Annotated in this window: 10 protein-coding genes; 9 read left to right on the top strand and 1 reads right to left on the bottom strand. The window is 64.3% G+C overall.

Annotation, left to right across the window (positions count from 1 at the left end):
• Positions 1-116: 116 nt before the first annotated feature.
• From QC821_RS06165 to QC821_RS06140, 6 genes are all read left to right on the top strand, one after another.
• A complete protein-coding gene (locus QC821_RS06165; protein WP_309718414.1) occupies positions 117-1,790 on the top strand; it encodes an AMP-binding protein in 1,674 nt (557 codons plus the stop codon).
• Positions 1,791-2,159: 369 nt separating this feature from the next.
• Positions 2,160-6,119 (top strand): ATP-dependent RNA helicase HrpA, encoded by a 3,960-nt coding sequence (gene hrpA / locus QC821_RS06160; RefSeq protein ID WP_422720095.1) that lies wholly within the window; start codon positions 2,160-2,162, stop codon positions 6,117-6,119.
• A gap of 235 nt (positions 6,120-6,354) precedes the next feature.
• A complete protein-coding gene (locus QC821_RS06155) occupies positions 6,355-7,476 on the top strand; it encodes a beta-ketoacyl-ACP synthase III (protein ID WP_309718412.1) in 1,122 nt (373 codons plus the stop codon).
• A gap of 106 nt (positions 7,477-7,582) precedes the next feature.
• Positions 7,583-8,314 (top strand): MlaA family lipoprotein, encoded by a 732-nt coding sequence (locus tag QC821_RS06150; RefSeq protein ID WP_309719096.1) that lies wholly within the window; start codon positions 7,583-7,585, stop codon positions 8,312-8,314.
• Between the two features lie 9 nt (positions 8,315-8,323).
• A complete protein-coding gene (locus tag QC821_RS06145) occupies positions 8,324-9,520 on the top strand; it encodes a PP2C family protein-serine/threonine phosphatase (RefSeq protein WP_309718409.1) in 1,197 nt (398 codons plus the stop codon).
• Positions 9,507-10,031, top strand: a complete 525-nt coding sequence (locus QC821_RS06140) for an STAS domain-containing protein (RefSeq protein ID WP_309718406.1) — start codon at positions 9,507-9,509, stop codon at positions 10,029-10,031. Before QC821_RS06145 ends, QC821_RS06140 begins: the two co-directional genes overlap by 14 nt.
• A 42-nt stretch (positions 10,032-10,073) precedes the next feature.
• Here the strand turns inward: QC821_RS06140 and tal are convergent, their stop codons facing one another.
• On the bottom strand, positions 10,074-11,009 hold the full coding sequence (gene tal / locus QC821_RS06135; protein ID WP_309718404.1) for a transaldolase: 936 nt from the start codon (positions 11,007-11,009) through the stop codon (positions 10,074-10,076).
• Positions 11,010-11,163: 154 nt separating this feature from the next.
• Here tal and QC821_RS06130 point away from each other — a divergent pair, with 154 nt between their 5' ends.
• The 3 genes from QC821_RS06130 to QC821_RS06120 all read left to right on the top strand — a co-directional run bounded on the left by QC821_RS06130 (position 11,164) and on the right by QC821_RS06120 (position 14,214).
• Positions 11,164-12,351 carry a multidrug effflux MFS transporter gene (locus QC821_RS06130; RefSeq protein WP_309718402.1) on the top strand — a complete coding sequence of 396 codons (1,188 nt, stop codon included), beginning with the start codon at positions 11,164-11,166 and terminating at the stop codon, positions 12,349-12,351.
• On the top strand, positions 12,344-13,078 hold the full coding sequence (locus QC821_RS06125; RefSeq protein WP_309718399.1) for a sulfite exporter TauE/SafE family protein: 735 nt from the start codon (positions 12,344-12,346) through the stop codon (positions 13,076-13,078). Before QC821_RS06130 ends, QC821_RS06125 begins: the two co-directional genes overlap by 8 nt.
• A gap of 122 nt (positions 13,079-13,200) precedes the next feature.
• Entirely contained in the window at positions 13,201-14,214 is a 1,014-nt protein-coding gene (locus QC821_RS06120) for a substrate-binding domain-containing protein (RefSeq protein ID WP_309718395.1), read from the top strand.
• Positions 14,215-14,276 lie beyond the last annotated feature (62 nt).

The raw sequence follows: 14,276 nt of genomic DNA, 5'->3' as shown, positions 1-14,276 counted from the left end.
TGGCATGGCATTTGACACCGCGACATGTCATGTTCCAACGTTAGTTTCAATCGATCGTTTGACAGACAACAAGAGTCGACAGGGTGTCGATCAATCTCAATAGCGGAGATCAGCCAATGAGCGAGCACGCCACTGCCCCGGTACTCAATGGTCCGGCCCTGGAAGGCCTCGACGACTACGCGTCGGTGATGGATGTCTTCAAGATATCGGCTAAGAAATTTGCCGACAAGCCAGCCTTCACCTGCATGGGGCAGACCCTGACCTATGCCGAGCTGGACAGGCAGTCGCAGGCGTTCGCCGCCTGGTTGCAGCATGAAACTGGCCTCGAGCCGGGAGATCGCATCGCCATCCAACTGCCCAACGTGCTGCAGTTCCCGGTGGCGGTATTCGGCGCCATGCGCGCCGGCTTGGTGGTGGTCAATACCAACCCGCTATATACCGAGCGCGAGATGGCCCACCAGTTCAAGGACTCGGGCGCCAAGGCGATCCTGATCCTCGCCAATATGGCCGACAAGCTGGAGAAGGTGCTCGACCGCACCGATATACAGCACGTGCTGGTCACCGAACTCGGCGATATGCACAGCTTCCCCAAGCGGCTGCTGATCAACGCCGTGGTCAAGTACATCAAGAAGATGGTGCCCGCCTACTCGCTACCCACTGCGGTGGGCTTCCGCGATGTGCTGAGCAAGGGCGCGAGCCTATCCCACCAGGATGTCGAGCGCACCGCTGATGATGTCGCGGCGCTACAGTACACTGGTGGCACCACCGGCTTGGCCAAGGGCTCGATGCTCACCCATCGCAATCTGGTCGCCAATATGCTCCAGGCGCGTGCGGCGATAGGGCCGGCGCTCAAGGATGGCGAGGAGACGGTGATCGCCCCGCTGCCGGTCTATCACATCTATACCTTTACCGTGAACTGCCTTTTTCTGGTCGAGACCGGCAACCACTCGGTCCTGATCACCAATCCCCGTGATCTCGACAACTTCGTCAAGGAGCTGAAGAGTCTCAAGTTCAGCGGCTTCATTGGCCTCAATACCCTGTTCAATGCACTGTGCAATCGCGACGACTTCAAGCAGCTCGATTTCTCGCGTCTCAAGCTCACGGTATCGGGCGGCATGGCGTTGACCAAGGCTGCTGCCCAGCGCTGGGAGGAGGTCACTGGGTGCGCCATTGCCGAGGGCTACGGCATGACCGAAACCTCGCCGATCGTCACCTTCAACCCGGTCGACGCCATCCAGCTCGGCACTATCGGCAAGCCGGTGGCCGGCACTACGGTCAAGGTTATCGACGCCGACGGCCAGGCATTGCCCTATGGCGAGGCGGGGGAGCTGTGCGTGCAGGGGCCGCAGGTGATGAAGGGCTACTGGAACCTGCCTGAAGAGACCGCCAAGGCGATGGACAGCGATGGCTGGATCCGCACCGGCGATATCGCGGTGCTGCAGGAGGATGGCTACGTCAAGATCGTTGATCGCAAGAAGGACATGATTATCGTCTCCGGCTTCAACGTCTATCCCAATGAGATCGAAGACGTGGTGGCCGGCCATCCTGATGTGCTCGAGGCCGCTGCGGTGGGGGTGCCGGACGAGGATGCCGGCGAGGCGATCAAGCTGTTCGTGGTGTCGCGCAACCAGGACCTCGATGGTGAGACCCTGCGCCAGTGGTGCAAGAAGGAGCTCACCGGCTACAAGGTGCCCAAGTTCGTCGAGTTCCGCGACGAGCTGCCCAAGACCAACGTTGGCAAGGTGCTGCGTCGCGAGCTGCGCGACCAGGAGACTAAGCAGAGCGCCTAATGCCACTGCCGTGGGCGAGGGACGCCGGGGATAGGCCGAAGAGGAGGTTTGCGCCATGGGTGAGGAGCACTGCTCCGAACGGGCTGGCCATGGATGGCCAACCCCGGTCCTGCAAGCGGAGCAGGATGCGAGAGCGCAGCAGGGCGCAAGGTAGCGCCCAGGGATGGGTTTACAGCGCCTCCTCGTAGGCCTATCCCCGGATCAGTCCCGAGCATTGCTGGATTGGTTGGGCGCCCTGAATTAGGCGCGGCCAGGCGCCAAGCGTTACACTATGCTGCCCGCCTCGGGAACACCGGGGCGGGCAGTGTCATTTCAACCTGTGAGGCTGCCTTGAGCATCACCACCTCTCGTTCCGAAGCATCCCCCGAGCTGGCCCGACTGCGCGACCTCGACGCGCGGCTGGGCGATTGCCTGCGCGTCGATGCGCTGCGCTTGACCAGGCGCCTGGCCGGGCTCGAGCGGCGTGCGCGGGATGGCAAACCGGTGGATCGCGGCCTCGGCGAGATCGAGCGGCTGATCGATGCCTCGGCGAGCAAGGTCACCGCGCGGCGTGCCCAGCCGGTCACGCTGCGCTACCCGCCGGAGCTGCCGGTGGCCGAGCGCCGCGACGATATTCTCGCCGCGCTGCGCGAGCATCAGGTGGTGGTGGTGGCCGGCGAGACCGGTTCGGGCAAGACCACGCAGCTGCCCAAGCTGTGCCTAGAGCTGGGCCTGGGGCGGCGCGGCCTGATCGGCCACACCCAGCCGCGCCGGCTGGCGGCGCGCTCGGTGGCCACGCGCCTGGCCGAGGAGCTCGAGGTGCCGCTCGGCGAGCAGGTCGGCTACCAGGTGCGTTTCACCGACCAGAGCAACGAGCGTACCCTGATCAAGCTGATGACCGACGGTATCCTGCTGGCCGAGACCCAGCACGATCCCGATCTGAGTCGCTATGACGCGATCATCATCGACGAGGCCCACGAGCGCAGCCTCAATATCGACTTCCTGCTTGGCTATCTAAAGCGCCTCACCGCGCGCCGACCGGACCTCAAGATCATCATCACCTCGGCGACCATCGACGTCGAGCGCTTCGCCGCGCACTTCGGCGAGCCGGGCCGGCCGGCGCCGGTGGTGCAGGTCTCCGGCCGCACCTACCCGGTGGAGGTACACTACCGGCCACTGGTACGCGAGGCCGACGACGAGGAGGATCGCACCCTGCAGGAGGGCATCCTGCAGGCGGTGGAGGAGATCGAGCAGATCGAGCGCGACAAGCGCTGGTGGCACGGCCCCCGCGACGTGCTGATCTTCCTGCCCGGCGAGCGCGAGATCCGCGAGACCGCCGATACCCTGCGCTGCGCCGACCTCAAGGGCACCGAAATCCTGCCGCTCTATGCGCGGCTCTCCAACGCCGAGCAGAATCGCGTCTTTCAGCCCCACGCCGGGCGCCGCATCGTGCTCTCGACCAACGTCGCCGAGACCTCGCTGACGGTGCCCGGGATTCGCTACGTGATCGACCCGGGGCTGGTGCGCATCAGCCGCTACAGCTATCGCTCCAAGGTCCAGCGGCTACCGGTGGAACCGGTCAGCCAGGCCAGCGCCGACCAGCGCAAGGGGCGCTGCGGGCGGATCGCCGAGGGTGTCTGCATCCGTCTCTACGCTGAGGAGGACTTCCTGGCGCGGCCGGCCTTTACCGAGCCTGAGATACAGCGCACCAACCTGGCCTCGGTGATCCTCTCGATGCTGTCCCTCAGGCTCGGTGAGATCGAAGAGTTTCCGTTCGTCGATGCGCCGGACGGACGCTTCATCAAGGACGGCTTCCGGCTGCTGTTCGAGCTCGGGGCCGTTGACGAGGCCCAGCGCCTGACCGCCACCGGCAAGCGCCTGGCGCGCCTGCCTATCGACCCGCGGCTGGCGCGCATGGTACTGGCCGGCGCCGAGCAGGGCGCGCTACGTGAGGTGCTGATCGTGGTCTCGGCGCTGGCGGCCCAGGACCCCCGCGAGCGTCCGGCGGACAAGCGCCAGGCTGCCGACCAGGCCCACCGCCGCTGGCAGGACCCGGAGTCGGACTTCGTCGCCTGGCTCAACCTTTGGCACGGCTTCGAAGCCGCCCGTGACGAGCTATCCGGCAATCAGCTCAGGCGCTGGTGCCGCGATCATTATCTCAGCTACCTGCGCCTGCGCGAGTGGCACGACACCTTCCGCCAGCTGCGTCAGCTGCTGCGCGACATGGAGATCCAGGTGCCTCCGGCCGCGCCGCGTAGCGCCGATGACGACCCCGAACAGCGCGACGAGGTGCGCCGCGAGAGCGCCGCCAAGCTGCATCAGGCGCTGCTCACCGGCCTGCTTTCCAACCTCGGCCAACTACTCGAGAACCGCGAATACCTCGGGGCGCGCAATCGCAAGTTCGTCATCCACCCAGGTTCCGGACTGGCCAAGAAGTCGCCCAAGTGGCTGATGGCCGGTGAACTGGTCGAAACCTCACAGTTGTTCGCCCGCGAGGTGGCGCGTATCCAGCCGCAGTGGATAGAGCCGCTGGCCGGGCATCTGGTCAAGCGCAGCTACAGCGAGCCGCACTGGGAGATGAAGCGCGCCCAGGTGGTCGCCTTCGAGCAGGTAACGCTGTTCGGCCTGCCGATCGTCAACCGGCGCAAGGTGCATTACGGGCCGATCGCCCCCGACGAGGCCCGCGAGATCTTCATTCGCCGCGCGCTGGTGGAGGGCGAGTTTCGCACTCGCGGTGAGTTCTTCGAACACAACCGGGCGCTGATCGACGAGGTCGAGGACCTCGAGGATCGCGCCCGCAAGCGCGATATCCTGGTCGACGAAGAGGCGCTGTTCGACTTCTACGATCAGCGCCTGCCGGCCGAGATCGTCAACGGCAAGGGCTTCGAGGCGTGGCGCAAGCGCGCCGAGGCCGACGACCCGGCGATCCTCAAGTTCGACCGCGAGGCGCTGATGGCCCGCGACGCCGATGATGTTACCGCCGAGCAATACCCCGATGAGCTGGTGCTGGGCGGGGTGCGCTACCCGCTGGCCTACCATTTCCAGCCCGGCGCCGCCGACGACGGCGTGACCCTGACGGTGCCGGCGGCGATGCTGTCCCAGCTGCCGGCGGCGCGTCTCGAGTGGCTGGTGCCGGGGCTGCTGCGCGAGAAGTGCATCGCGCTGATGAAGTCGCTACCCAAGGCGGTGCGCCGCCAGGTGGTGCCGATCCCCGACTGGGTGGATGCTGCTCTCGATTCGCTGGTGCCCGACGATGTCGCGCTGAGCGCGGCGTTGAGTGAGTTCCTGCGGGTCAAGACCGGGCTGCGCCTGGCGCCTGATGATTGGCGCTACGACCAGCTCGAGCCGCATCTGGTGATGAACCTGCGAGTGGTCGACCACGATGGCCAGGTACTCGGCGAGGGGCGTGATCTCGGGGCGCTGATCGAGCGTTTCAGCGAGGCCGCCAGCCAGGGTGCCCGGGCCCTGGCCGACGCTGGCGGTGCCAGTGAAACGGTCGAGTCGCTGCCCGAAGAGCCGCTGCCCGAGTCGCGGGTCACCACCCAGGCGGGGATTCGCGTCGAGGCGTACCCGGCGCTGGTGGTCAACGGCGACGCGCTTGCTGTCGAGCTCTTCGACCATCCCGACAAGGCCCACGCGGCACATCGCCGCGGGGTGACCCAACTGGCGATTCAGCGCCTGCCTGACCAGGCGCGGCATATCGCCCGACTCAAGGGCCTGGAGCGCTGCGCGCTGCTGTTCGCCAAGGTGGGCAGCAAGCGCCAACTGGTCGACGACGTGGTGTTCGCCTGTGTCGGGCAGGTGGTGGCGGTGGACCCGCTGCCGCGCTCGCACAGTGCCTTTGAGGCGCGTCTCGAGGCCAGCCGCAGCGACCTGGTGCCCCACGGCGAGGCGCTGGTGGCGACCCTCGAGCAGGCGCTCAAAGGGCATCTAGCCGTCACCAAGGCGCTGAAGGGCAATCTCAGCTTCGCCCTGGCGCTGGTTTACAGCGACCTGAAGGCGCAGATGCAGCGCCTGGTCTATCCCGGCTTCGTCACTGACGCCGGTGACTGGTTGGAGCACTACCCGCGCTATATGCAGGCCGCCGAGATACGCTTAGAGAAGGCGCCGCGGGAGCGCAACCGCGACCAGATGATGATGCAAGAAGTACAGGCGTTCGAGCGCCGCCTGGAGGAGCGCCGCGAGGCGATTCGGCGGGCCGGCGCCAGCGACCCTGAGCTCGATGACTTCGGCTGGTGGATCGAGGAGCTGCGGGTATCGCTGTTTGCTCAGCAGCTGGGCACCGCGATGCCGGTGTCGGCCAAGCGCCTGGAACGGCGCTGGGCCGAGATCACCGGCCGGCACCACTGAACACGACAGGATGCTAGCAGTTGCCCCCGAGCGAGGGACGCCGGGGACAAGTCGAAGAGGAGGTTCTACACCAGGGACGGTGTAGGTAGCGCCCAGGGAAGGGTTTACAGCGCCTCCTCGTAGGTTTGTCGACGGATAAGTTCCGAGCGATGCCGCCAACTGCGACAGCCCTGCTGAATACGATTGATAACACGACGGCTAGGAGTCTCGATGCCGTCGTCAGGAGACATGCCATATGACCACAGCCGTAATCACCGGCAGCGGCCTTTTCACCCCCAGCCAGTCGATCGCTAACGATGCGCTGGTGGCCTCCTTCAATGCCTGGGTCGACGCCGAGAACGCGCGCCGCGCCGAGGCCATCGCCGCCGGCGAATGTGAGCCGCTGGCCTACTCGAGCAGCGAGTTCATTGTCAAGGCCTCGGGGATTCACAGCCGTTACGTGCTCGACGCCGAGGGTATCCTCGATCCCGAACGGATGCGCCCCAAGCTGCCGCAGCGCGGCAACGACGAGCCCTCCATCCAGTGCGAGATGGGCCTGAGCGCTGCGCAGCAGGCGCTTGACAACGCCGGCGTCGAGGCCGCCGAGATCGACCTGTTGATCGTCGCCTGCTCGAACCTCGAACGACCCTATCCAGCGGTGGCGGTGGAGCTGCAGGCGGCGCTTGGCACCGGTGGCTACGCCTTCGACATGAACGTGGCGTGCAGCTCGGCAACCTTCGCCATCGACATGGCCAATAACGCCATCCGCGCCGGGAGCATCCGGCGGGCGCTGGTGGTCAATCCCGAGATCTGCTCGGCGCACCTCAATTTCCGCGATCGTGATAGCCACTTCATCTTCGGCGATGCCTGTACGGCGGTGGTGGTCGAGGCCGCCGAGGTGGCGCGCAGCGAGCGGCGCTTCGAAATCCTTGGCACACGCCTGACCACGCGCTTCTCCAATGCCATTCGCAACAACGCGGGCTTCCTCAATCGGGTCACCGATAGCGACCCGCAGGCACTGGACAAGCTGTTCATCCAGGAAGGTCGGCGGGTTTTCAAGGAGGTCTGCCCGATGGTGGCGGCGCTGATCGGCGAGCACCTGGAGAGCCTGGGAGTGGCCGATACGCCTCCGGCCCGGCTGTGGCTGCACCAGGCTAACCGCCATATGAACGATCTGATTGCGCGGCGCGTTCTGGGACGCGAACCCAGCGAAACCGAGGCGCCGGTGATCCTCGACCGCTACGCCAATACCAGCTCGGCCGGCTCGATCATCGCCTTCCATCTGCATCGCGACGATCTGCAGACCGGCGAGCTGGGGGTGGTGTGTTCGTTTGGGGCCGGCTACAGTGCCGGCAGCGTAGTGGTACGCAGGGCTTAATCAACCATCTACAATATAGCGGTAACTACAGGGTGACATGATGCAAGGCAAGGGACGTGGGTGGGGAAATGGGTGGGCGGCCGGACTACGTCTGGCGGCGGCGCTGATGATGGCGCTGGTGCTGGCTGGATGCGCTGGCACCCAAACCATGCAAGAGCGTAATCCGGACGATCCATGGGAAGGTTTCAACCGCCGTGTATTCGTGTTCAACGATGCGCTCGATCGCGCCGTCCTGCGTCCCGTGGCACGCGGTTACGACACCATCACGCCGCAGCCGGTGCAGACCGGAGTAGGCAACTTTTTCTCCAACCTTGGCGAGCCACGCACCGCGCTCAATAGTCTGCTGCAGGGCAAGCCGGGCAATGCCGGTATCGCTGCAACACGATTCCTGATCAACACCACGGTGGGTATTGGCGGGCTGTGGGATTTCGCCACGCATATGGAGATCACCGGACGCGACGAGGACTTCGGCCAGACCCTGGGGGCCTGGGGCGTGGGCGAGGGGGCTTATCTGGTGCTGCCGTTCCTCGGGCCGAGCACGCTGCGCGACACCGCCGGCCTGCCGCTGGACTGGTACACTTATCCGATTACCCATGTCGATGACGTGGCGCTGCGCAACGCCCTGCGCGCGGTGCAGGTGGTCGACACCCGGGCCAGCCTGCTAGACCTCGAGGAGCTGATTCGTGGCGATCGCTACAGCTTCATTCGCGATTCTTACCTGCAGCAGCGCCGCTATGAAGTCAGCGACGGCGAACTGGGTGACGACCCATTTGCCAGCGACGACTTTGATTTCGACTTCGATGATGATGACTTCGCCGATGACGATTTCGCCGATTGAAGGTGGTATATGGCCAGTGACAAGCGCTTGATCGGGGTCATCGACCAGCCGGGGGAGGAGCGTGATGCGCTGGCCGATATGATTGCCAAGGGCCACTTCGCCGTCGTCGCGGTGGCCGATCCGGAAGAGCTACCCGACCACACTCTGCTGGCGGTGGCGCATGTGCGCGCCGTGCCACCGACCCGATGGGCGGCGCTGTCGGAGCGCCTGCCGACCCTGGTAGTCAGCGATACGCGGCTGGACGCCGAGCTGATCAAGGCAGTGGATGTCGGTCTGGTCGACTACATCGTCGAGCCGCTGCGCCATGGCGACGTGCTGCGACGGATGATCGACAAGGTGATCGACAATCATCGCCTGGCGCGGGAGCATGAGCGCGACCGCCTGCGACTCGCCGATCTCAACGAGCATCTCGAGACCCATCTGGCGATGCTGCGTCTCGACCAGCAGGCGGGGGGGCATATTCAGCGCAAGCTGCTGCCGCATCGCCCGCTGACCCTCAACGGCGTGAGCTGCGACTACTGGCTGGCGCCATCACTCTACCTGTCCGGTGACTTTCTCGATTTTCAGCGCTTTGACGAGCGCTACAGCGTGTTCTACTTCGCCGATGTGTCAGGGCACGGCGCTTCTTCGGCGTTCGTCACGGTACTGCTGAAGTATCTGTGCAATCACTGGCTGGCGCAGTGGGATGGTCATGACCCAGAGCATCTCCCTGCGCGCTGGTTGAGTAAGCTCAACCGCGAACTGCTGGATGCTGGTATCGGCAAGCACGCGACCCTGTTCGTCGGGGTGATTGACCGTCAGCGTCGCTACCTGCACTATTCGCTCGGCGCTCAACTACCGATGCCGATGCTGGTTAGTGGTGAGCGGTTGCGTCTGCTCGACGGCGAAGGGATGCCGGTGGGCTTGTTTCCTGGCGTGGAATATCCCACGCTAGGCTGTGAGCTCGCGCAGAACTTCCGACTCTGGTTGTGTTCGGACGGGGTATTGGAGTGCCTGCCCGGTGACGGGCTCGATAGTCGGCTCAAGGAACTCGAGCGTCTGGTGCAGTCCAGCAAGGATGTGGCTGCACTGAGGGGGAAGCTATCACTGGGTGATGTGCCGGAAAACGACGACGATGCCGTTGTCGAGCGTGCCCCAGGCTATGATGAGCTTCCGGATGACCTGACGATCATGACGTTGAGCGGATTTGACGATGATGATGCATGAAGGGCGATTGAAGGCGGCGTTTGATTCTGGCGTCTTCGTGCTCAAGCTATGTGGCGACGTACGCCTGACGCTGTGCGCTACCCTGGACGATCAGGTCCAGCGACTGGCTGATACTCCTGGACTCAAGGCAGTCATGATCGACCTGCGAGATACCAGCAACGTCGACTCGACGGCGCTGGGTTTTCTTGCCAAGGTGGCGATGGCGGTACAAGGAAAGGTCGAGCAGCCACCGACGATCGTCGCCGACCATCCCGATGTGCAGCGCATGCTCGACGTGATGGGCTTCTCCCACTATTTCACTTTGGTCGAGGCGCCGCTCAGTGAGCCGCGTGACCTCGATGAGCTGCCGCAGATCGAGGCCGACGAGGCCGGCCTGCAGCAGCGTATCCTCGACGCGCACCGCACGCTGATGCGTATGAACGAGCACAATCGCTCCGAGTTCCAACCGCTGGTGGAGCTGCTCGAAGCCCAGCAGCGCGAGCGCCAGCGTGCGGCCGAGCCGCTCAAGTGAGCGGCTCGCGCAGCCTTCTTCCTGTCAGTACAGTAACCCCTCTCAGCAACGTAGCTCGCCCAGCAGCCTTTCCAGCTTGCGCTGGTCGGCCATGAACTTGCGGATCCCCTCGGCCAGCTTCTCGGTGGCCATGGCGTCCTCGTTCATGGCCCAGCGGAATTCTGCTTCGTCCTGTGGCTCGGGCGCCGAGGTTTCAGCATCCAGCGGCGTTAAGCGTCGGCTCAGCGACCCGTGATCGACGGCTAGCTCCTCGAGCAGCTTGGGCGAGATGGTCAGCCGATCACAGCCCGCCAGCGCCTCGATTTCGCCGCAGTTGCGGAAGCTCGCTCCCATCACGATGGTTCTGTAGCCGTGGCCCTTGTAGTGCTCGTAGATCGCCTTGACCGAGCGCACGCCGGGATCGTTGTCGCCGCTGAAGTCGGCCTCTGGGGTGGCGGCCTTGTGCCAGTCGAGAATGCGGCCCACGAAGGGCGAGATCAGGGTGACGCCGGCATCGGCACAGGCCTGGGCCTGGGTGAAGCTGAACAGCAGGGTGAGGTTGGTACGGATACCCTCGCGCTCCAGCTGCTGGGCGGCGCGGATGCCCTCCCAGGTCGAGGCGACCTTGATCAGGATGCGCTCGCGGCCTACGCCGCGCCGTTCGTAGCGCTCGATCAGTGAATGCGCCCGAGCCAGGGTGGCATCGGTGTCGAAGGATAGTCGGGCGCTTACTTCGGTGGAGACATAGCCCGGTACCAGCTCGCTGATTTCACTACCGATCTCCACCGCCACGGCGTCCAGGGCGTCGTCGATATCGACGCTCTGACGGGCTAGTTCGGCCAGCCGGGCACGACGCGCCTCCTGCTGTGCCGCCTGCAGAATAAGCGAGGGATTGGTGGTGGCATCGGTAGGGCTGAAGCGGCGAATGGCCTCGATATCGCCGGTGTCGGCGACCACCGTGGTCATGGTCTTGAGCTGTGACAGTTTATCCTGATCCATGGGCGTGTCCTGACTGAGTCCTGTGGTGGGCAGCAACCACCATTACTCTACCAACTCGGCGAGGACTGCGCCTAGCCGAATGAAGTGGTAAGCTTAGCCTCCTATCTTTTTTACCCTTGGTGGGCCGTGCAGCCTGCCAACGTCAGGAGGCGTCGTGACGCTCAATGCTCGTCGGGTTGCGCTACTGGTGGCGGCAAATACCGCGCTGGCACCGTTTGCGATTGATGCCTATCTGCCGGCAATGTCGCGGCTGGCGGCGTCGGTAGAGGCCAGCATTCACCATACTGAGTTGTCGATCAGCGTGTTTCTGTTCGGCTTCGCCCTCGGCCAACTGGTCTTCGGGCCGCTGTCGGACCGGCTGGGGCGCAAGCCGGTGCTGATTGGCGGCCTGGTGGTATTCATGCTGGCCAGCCTGATGATCACTACGGTGGGGTCGCTGCCTGAACTGCTGGTTTGGCGCTTCATCCAGGCATTGGGCGGTGGCGCCTGCGTGGTCAACTCGGCGGCCATCGTGCGCGACTGCTTTAGCGGCCGCCAGGCGGCCAGTGTGATGTCGACCATGGCGATGATCATGATGCTGGCGCCGCTGGTGGCCCCGGTGGTGGGCAGCGGGCTGCTGTACCTCGCCGACTGGTGGCTGATTTTCGTATTCCTGGCGCTCTATGCGGCGTTTCTGATCTGGCTACTAAGCACCCAGTTGCCGGAAACCCGCGATCCCAGCCTGCCGGCGGCCAGCCCGCGCCAGGTGCTGGCCAACTATGCCAGCGTGCTGCGCCATCGCCAGGGCATGGGCTACATTTGCGCAGTGGCGGCCTCCTTCGCCGGGCTATTCGCCTTCGTGACCTTCTCGCCGTTCCTGTATCTCGACTATTTCGGACTATCACCGGCCTTATATCCACTGGTGTTTGGCATCAATGTGGTGGTGATCGCACTCTCCAACTGGGTCAATATTCGCCTACTGCGCGGCAAGCGCACCCCGCAGCAGAACATGTACCTGGGGCTGGGCATTCAACTGGGTGCGGCCACGGCGCTGGTCGCGGTCACCGTGCTCGGACTCGACTCGCTGTATACCTTGGTGCCGCTGATCATGATCTATGCCGGCATGGTCGGGTTGATCACGCCCAACGCCATGTCGTTGCTGCTCGATCACTTCGGTCATATCAGCGCTACCGCCACTGCGGTGATGGGTGGCATCAAGTTCGGCGCCGCGGGTCTCGCCGGTGTGATGGTCAGCGCCTTCGAAATCGAGAACCTGTGGCCAATGGTGCTGACCATGCTTGGCGTGTCGATCTTCGGCAACGTCGCGCTGCGTTGGCTGGTAGGGCGCCACGCGCATGCCTGAGGCACTGTTCGTCACGCTCGACGTGGCTCCGCTGGTGTGGGTTGGCTGCGGCCTGACGCTGTTGGTGGGGGCTTTCGTGCAGCGTGTCACCGGCTTTGGCCTGGCGGTGGTTGGTGCGCCGATCCTGCTGCTGCTCGAGCCGCGGTTGGTGCCGGTGATCCTGGTCCTGTTCGGTTTCACGGTATCGCTGATGATGGTCGGCAAGTACCGCCACGAGGTGCGCGTGACCTTTATCGGCACGGCGCTGGTGGGGCGGGTGCCGGGCACCGTGCTGGGGATCTGGCTGCTGCTGGCGGCACCGCTAGCCCTGCTCGAGAACGCCATTGCCCTGATCGTGCTCAGCGCGGTGGCGGTCAGCCTGTTGAGGATCAGCGTGCCGGTCAATCGCGTTAGCCTGTTCGTGGCCGGGGTGCTGTCGGGCATCTTCGGCACCGTCTCGGCGATTGGCGGGCCGCCCATTGCCATGCTGATGCACCGCCTGCCGCCGGATAGTGCTCGCGGCAATCTCGCCGCTTACTTCATCTGCAGCTCGTTGATGACGCTGCTGGCGCTGGTCCTGGCGGGGCAGGTCCGCCTCTGGCACCTGACCCTCGCCGTTACTCTGTTCCCCTGGTTGCTGGTCGGCAATGCCCTGGCCAATACCTGCGCACACCGCTTCGACCGTCGCGCCCTGACCTGGTCGTCGATGGCGCTTTCCACTCTGGCGGCGCTGGGTTTGCTGCTGTAGTCGCTGTCATATTCCTGCAACGAAACCCCTGCATGATCACTCCTGCGATCGGCACCGAGCCGACCTGAACTGGAGTCAGCGCGTCGCGCCGTCCAGTAACCAACGCAGAGAGGATCGTGAAGATGAACGTCAACAAGCGTACCTTGGGAATTGCCATTGCGGCAGGCCTGGCCAGCGGTATCTCCACCGCCGCCATGGCGCGTGACACCATCCAGATTGCCGGCTCATCCACGGTGCTGCCGTTCGCCAGCATCGTAGCTGAGGAGTTTGGCGCCACCTTCCCACAGTACGATACGCCGGTGGTAGGTTCAGGCGGCTCCGGCGGGGGGCTACGCCAGTTCTGCCAGGGTATCGGTGAAAACACCATCGACATTGCCAACTCTTCGCGGGCCATCCGTAGCGCCGAGATCGAGAGCTGCAACGCCAATGGCGTGGAAGAGATTCTCGAGGTGATGTTCGGCTATGACGGTATCGTATTCGCGTCGCGCGCCGACCGGGAGTCTTTCGAACTGACACCGGCACACGTCTTTGCTGCCTCGGCGGCAGAGCTCAATATCGACGGCGAAACGGTTGAAAACCCCTATTCTCGTTGGTCTGAGATCGATGACTCGTTGCCCGACCAGGAAATCGTGCTGGTGATCCCTGCCTCCAACCACGGTACCCGTGAGGTCTTTGAGGAGAAGGTCCTGCATCAAGGCTGTGACGCCTACGACATGGAAGGCGAAGCCTGCGACGCCCTGCGCGGTGATGGCCGCATCATCGAGATCGCCGGTGACTACACCGAGACGCTGGCACGTCTTGATGCCCAGGAAGATGCGGTCGGCGTGTTCGGTTTGAGCTTCTACGACCAGAACCGTGATCGCCTGCAGGTCGCCACCGTCGATGGCATCACACCGAGCCTTGAAACCATTGGCTCTGGCGAGTATCCGGTCTCACGCCCGTTGTTCTTCTATGTCAAGGGCGAGCACCTCGACCAGATTCCGGGCCTGGCCGAGTACACCGAGTTCTTCCTGGATGAAATGACCTCAGGGTACGGCAGTCCGTTGGAGGATGCTGGCCTGATCCCGATGGACGAAGAGGAGCGTGCCCAAGCGCTGGAGGCGTTCCAGGCGCGTACCGTCGCCACTGGCGAGTGATAGGCAGGATCGAACTCACGGCGGGGGTGGCAATGGCCACTCTCGCCGTCGGCTTTGCCCGA

The sequence above is a fragment of the Franzmannia qiaohouensis genome, from assembly GCF_031451695.1.
Taxonomy (GTDB): Bacteria; Pseudomonadota; Gammaproteobacteria; order Pseudomonadales; family Halomonadaceae; genus Franzmannia; species Franzmannia qiaohouensis.
Note: the sequence above shows the minus strand (reverse complement) of the source record. Positions and strands in the feature narration are given on the sequence as shown.

What these genes read in the sequence shown, in the direction of transcription:
- QC821_RS06165 (WP_309718414.1), top strand. Translation starts at nt 117, where the DNA reads ATGAGCGAGCACGCCACTGCCCCGGTACTCAATGGTCCGGCCCTGGAA.
- QC821_RS06155 (WP_309718412.1), top strand. Translation starts at nt 6,355, where the DNA reads ATGACCACAGCCGTAATCACCGGCAGCGGCCTTTTCACCCCCAGCCAG.
- QC821_RS06150 (WP_309719096.1), top strand. Translation starts at nt 7,583, where the DNA reads ATGATGGCGCTGGTGCTGGCTGGATGCGCTGGCACCCAAACCATGCAA.
- QC821_RS06145 (WP_309718409.1), top strand. Translation starts at nt 8,324, where the DNA reads ATGGCCAGTGACAAGCGCTTGATCGGGGTCATCGACCAGCCGGGGGAG.
- QC821_RS06140 (WP_309718406.1), top strand. Translation starts at nt 9,507, where the DNA reads ATGATGATGCATGAAGGGCGATTGAAGGCGGCGTTTGATTCTGGCGTC.
- tal (WP_309718404.1), bottom strand. Translation starts at nt 11,009, where the DNA reads ATGGATCAGGATAAACTGTCACAGCTCAAGACCATGACCACGGTGGTC.
- QC821_RS06125 (WP_309718399.1), top strand. Translation starts at nt 12,344, where the DNA reads ATGCCTGAGGCACTGTTCGTCACGCTCGACGTGGCTCCGCTGGTGTGG.
- QC821_RS06120 (WP_309718395.1), top strand. Translation starts at nt 13,201, where the DNA reads ATGAACGTCAACAAGCGTACCTTGGGAATTGCCATTGCGGCAGGCCTG.